Below are 3887 nucleotides of genomic sequence, written 5' to 3'. Positions count from 1 at the left end.
CCCGCGCTAAATATCAAGAAGGGCGAGTTAGAGGAAGGTCTTCTAATTATCGAAGACGTGGTTAAGAAAATTAACCTTACTTTCTAAATGCTCAGTTATAGTTCTCTAAGCCAATTTGGCATGAAAAATAACCAAGAAGGTGTGTTAAACTGGATGAATTAGGGATTTATTAAAAATGGACATTAAGAAAATCGATATAGTTTCAACCGATATAGGCTCTTGATGTCTGTATCAAAAGTCCTAAAACCATCCAGAGATTTTAAGATCTATCCAATTAAGGTTGATAACGATAAGATGCTCATTAACATCGATCACTGGCTTTTTTTAATCCTTTTGTCAGTTCTTCGACATTTCCGACTAATTCCAGGCCGGCGTTTTTTCCAGTTCCAGAATAGATGAGCTTCGTGCCAGAACCAGTTTTCCTCAATAGAGACACGTTGATACTGGAGCGTAGAGACTCGTTAACCTTCGCTGTCATCTCTCCAAGTCTTGGTGCAGGGAGCTCAACACCTTCAGACCTGTCAGCATCGATGTCGAGCCGGTATACCTTGTTTTCCAGCCGTATCCGAATGTTATCGTCAGTTACATCAAGCCCATTGACTTTTGCCCCTGAATATGTCGTAAATTTGTACAATTTTTTGTCATATAAAAAGCCGAAGATGTAACCTGTGAAAGAATTGCCGAGCCAGGGTATCTTTGCGATCGAGCCCGAGAGTGATATGCCGTTACGATCGAAGTGGTTAGTCTGCATCCATATCCAGGAGGAAGGCATTGAAACGCCCCAATCCTTTTCTATATAGCCCCTGCCACCCTTGAGATCTTTCCTTATGCCGTTAACCTCAATGAATCCCTCGACAGCATGATCCATGCTCAATATACCGTGATAGCATTCCATCCAAGGCACGAATGCATACCAGCCCATCACTCCTGGGGACAGCAGTTTTACAGGCCAGGGATATGTATCCTTGAAGCTAATGCGGGCAGCGATCGTGTCACCTCCCTGCTCAAGGTTAAGCTTCATCTCACTAGTGCTGAAAAAAGATTCACCAATAGTAAGCTCGAACTTTTTATCTCCTGCCTTCAGGTTATTGAGAGGATACCTAAAATAACGCATTTGCTTTGTTCTGGCATCCAGAAACATGATGAAAGCATGTGACTTTAATGGATCACCAGCTATGGAGACGCCAGGAATGACAGCATAGGCGTTCTTTTCGCTGTAATCTACCATCTTAAAATACCAGCCATCGAAAAAATCTTTCTTTTTTCTCCGGCCATGGAAAACTCCCGGCTTCCAGGTATCGAGCATCATATATGATAGGTGGATCATCATTTAGAATCTTATGGATAATCCATGCTTTCGCTCGCCTAAAAAGCCATAGCTACTAGTGGAATCTGGTTTAGGAGACTTTTTAGTTTTATGCAACGCCCAAGTTTACTATTAATAATACTACAATTTGACTGTAATCAACCAAAATATAGAAATAATAAAGACATCTGCAATTAATATATCAAGGTTGCAAAGGCCGATCCAAAAGTAGATCCAAAAAAGCCGCTCGGAAATAAATATAGAGCTTGTTTGTTTGAGCCGGTAGTGGAGATAAGTATTCGAAGTGCCTGAATTGAAATTTTGATCAAAAAATTAGTTTTTTTTCTCCCCAACACTTATCCACGTTTTCTCCAAGTTGAGTTTCTTCATCAGCCCAAACTAAACCAAGTTCTAGTGCGCCTTTTTTGGTTTATGCCGTAATAAGAATCAACCCACTTTTGGATCCATCTGTGACGATTCAGGTCAAAGCCAAGTTTTATACGATACTTAATATTAAAGGTCTGTTCTGACGCCGCTTTTATTGATTTTTGTATGTCTATCGACAAATTTACTATTTGGTGTAAATAAAAATACGATCATTTCCGCTTTAGCATTGGTTGAAAAGGCTGGCTTGACAGTTGAGGAAAAAGCCATTGAAAAGCAGTTAATAAAGAAGTTTTTAAAAAAATTTAATGAATGGGAGAGAAGATAATGCCTACAAAAGAAGAGATAGACAGCCAAATTATGGAACTATGGGATGAAATCTTTGCGTTTGAAGATAAATTTGGTGAAGAGCTGGATATTAAGTATGCAGAATGCCGTAAAGTAGAACCATTATTAGACAAAGATGTAAATACAGATGCGGCTGTAATGCATATAGAGTTTATTAAGGGAATTAGTGAAGAAAGTATGTTTATTGATTTCAGCCGAATACCCCACTAGCTTGCTGCGGGTTGCGCCAGCGCAACTTTGATTTACAAAAAATTTAAAACAATCAAAGATAAATGCAAACAAGAAATAGATGAGAACCGCGAGAAAATAGACATATTGAATAAAGAAAAAAAATGGTACAAAATGTTGTTCGTTGACTCTTCAGGAGAAACGCCAGAAATCAGGGTGCTTGATTTCCTGATAGAAAATGCAGATGTCTTCTGATATTAATAACGAATCGGATTAGAACCATACCTTGAACCTTTTCGTTTTTCCTCCTCTACTTTTATTTCATGCGATACAGTTGAACCAGTTCTTTCTTCATCTTCTACTTTTATTTTATGCCAACCACGTAAACAGCAACATTCTTTGCAATGCATAACGTGTTTTACAACATAAGCAAGTCCTATTATTGCTAAGATATAACCCACTATTTTCATTAATTTATGCACAATTATTCACCCCAAGCTATTATTGTACTTTATCATTTATGAAGATACGCAAACCGGGAGATTTGTCACAGGTCTCAGTGTAGACAAAAAAATAGAGTGTAAAAACATTCTCCATCCAAAAACATATTTTCTTTACTATGTTGGCAAAGTAAACTCGTTGAGATTTCACTTTGATCTGTGTTTTGACCAGAGATACCTCTTTTTCGAGGTAACTCTTTTTCAGTATTTTAGAGCTTTCCTTTCTGCTTATTTTGACAACATAAGTATATTTCGGCTCTTTAGTTTGTATAATGCTGGCTTCTCAGTTTTTCTTCTCTTTAGTTTTAGGAAATTACATCTATTCTTCATATTTCTTCAACAAGATACTCAAATATTTAGCGGTTGGTTCCTAGACTTTTTCACTTGGACTTTTTCACTATTACTTGAACCAGCCATAGACAGCAGTGGAATCGTGACCCAAAACCAAGATCAAACCTGCTTTTTCTTTTTACAGACATGAAACTTTTGAGGAGTATCTTAAAAAGAGGTTTTTGATGGAAAGGCTGCTGGACTTTCTGAATTGAGGATAAATGGCCTGAGGGATTGCCAGATAACGGTGACTTCAAATCTTGAAAAATCCTTTAAGGACAACCGCCAAAGGAATCTGGTTTCTGTGATCCGTAAAATAACCAAGATCGACCCTGTTCTGACGGCCTACGACCAGACCGTGAACAGGAACTTCCAGGAATGGGTATTTAATAAACAGGCCGGAACCCTGAAATTTAATGAAGACCAGATGAACTGGCTCCGTATGATTAAAGAATATATTGCAACAGTTTTCATCTGGAAATAGACGACCTTGATTACACTCCTTTTGATGCTCTTGGCGGGCGCGGCAGAATGTACCAGCTTTTCGGGGACGAGATGAATATGGTTATCAGTGAATTGAATACGGCTCTAGCGGCGTGATTCTGGTAATTGTTCATTAAAACATCCTGATTATTAAGGGAAATGAGCCCCAAAATTGTTGGATCTAGCTATAATTATGTTTTGAGAATCATCCATTCTAACATTCTGATTATTAAAACAAATAATTCCGACATCCATATTTTGGCTTTGTAGAAATCCTAAATTGACCAGTTATTATAAAAAAGGGTTTTAAATAAAGTGCTTCTTCCACTTTTTACCACAAAAACGCAGGAGCACCTAAAATAAGTGAT

3 protein-coding genes and 1 pseudogene are annotated in these 3887 nt (G+C 37.9%); 2 read left to right on the top strand and 2 right to left on the bottom strand.

The features are described from left to right. Positions 1 to 301 precede the first annotated feature (301 nt). Positions 302 to 1330, bottom strand: a complete 1029-nt coding sequence (locus BP621_RS00245; protein WP_292387021.1) for a tocopherol cyclase family protein — start codon at positions 1328 to 1330, stop codon at positions 302 to 304. A gap of 687 nt (positions 1331 to 2017) precedes the next feature. Between BP621_RS00245 and BP621_RS00240 the strand changes: the two genes are divergently transcribed. Further along, complete coding sequence (locus tag BP621_RS00240) at positions 2018 to 2248, top strand: hypothetical protein (protein ID WP_292387017.1); 231 nt, start codon at positions 2018 to 2020, stop codon at positions 2246 to 2248. 215 nt (positions 2249 to 2463) lie between these two features. On the opposite strand, the gene BP621_RS00235 is transcribed toward BP621_RS00240, so the two are convergent. Then, complete coding sequence (locus tag BP621_RS00235) at positions 2464 to 2688, bottom strand: hypothetical protein (RefSeq protein ID WP_292387015.1); 225 nt, start codon at positions 2686 to 2688, stop codon at positions 2464 to 2466. Positions 2689 to 3283: 595 nt separating this feature from the next. Here BP621_RS00235 and BP621_RS17145 point away from each other — a divergent pair. Continuing rightward, positions 3284 to 3636, top strand: a pseudogene (locus BP621_RS17145) (type I restriction-modification enzyme R subunit C-terminal domain-containing protein). Positions 3637 to 3887: the final 251 nt, after the last annotated feature.

Source organism: Methanosarcina sp. UBA5, from assembly GCF_002505485.1.
Lineage (GTDB): Archaea > Halobacteriota > Methanosarcinia > Methanosarcinales > Methanosarcinaceae > Methanosarcina.
The sequence above is the reverse complement of the archived record's forward strand: the minus strand, read 5'-3'. Positions and strand labels throughout refer to the sequence as shown.

Coding starts and splice junctions, on each gene's coding strand:
- BP621_RS00240 (WP_292387017.1), top strand. CDS start 2,018: ATGCCTACAAAAGAAGAGATAGACAGCCAAATTATGGAACTATGGGAT.
- BP621_RS00245 (WP_292387021.1), bottom strand. CDS start 1,330: ATGATGATCCACCTATCATATATGATGCTCGATACCTGGAAGCCGGGA.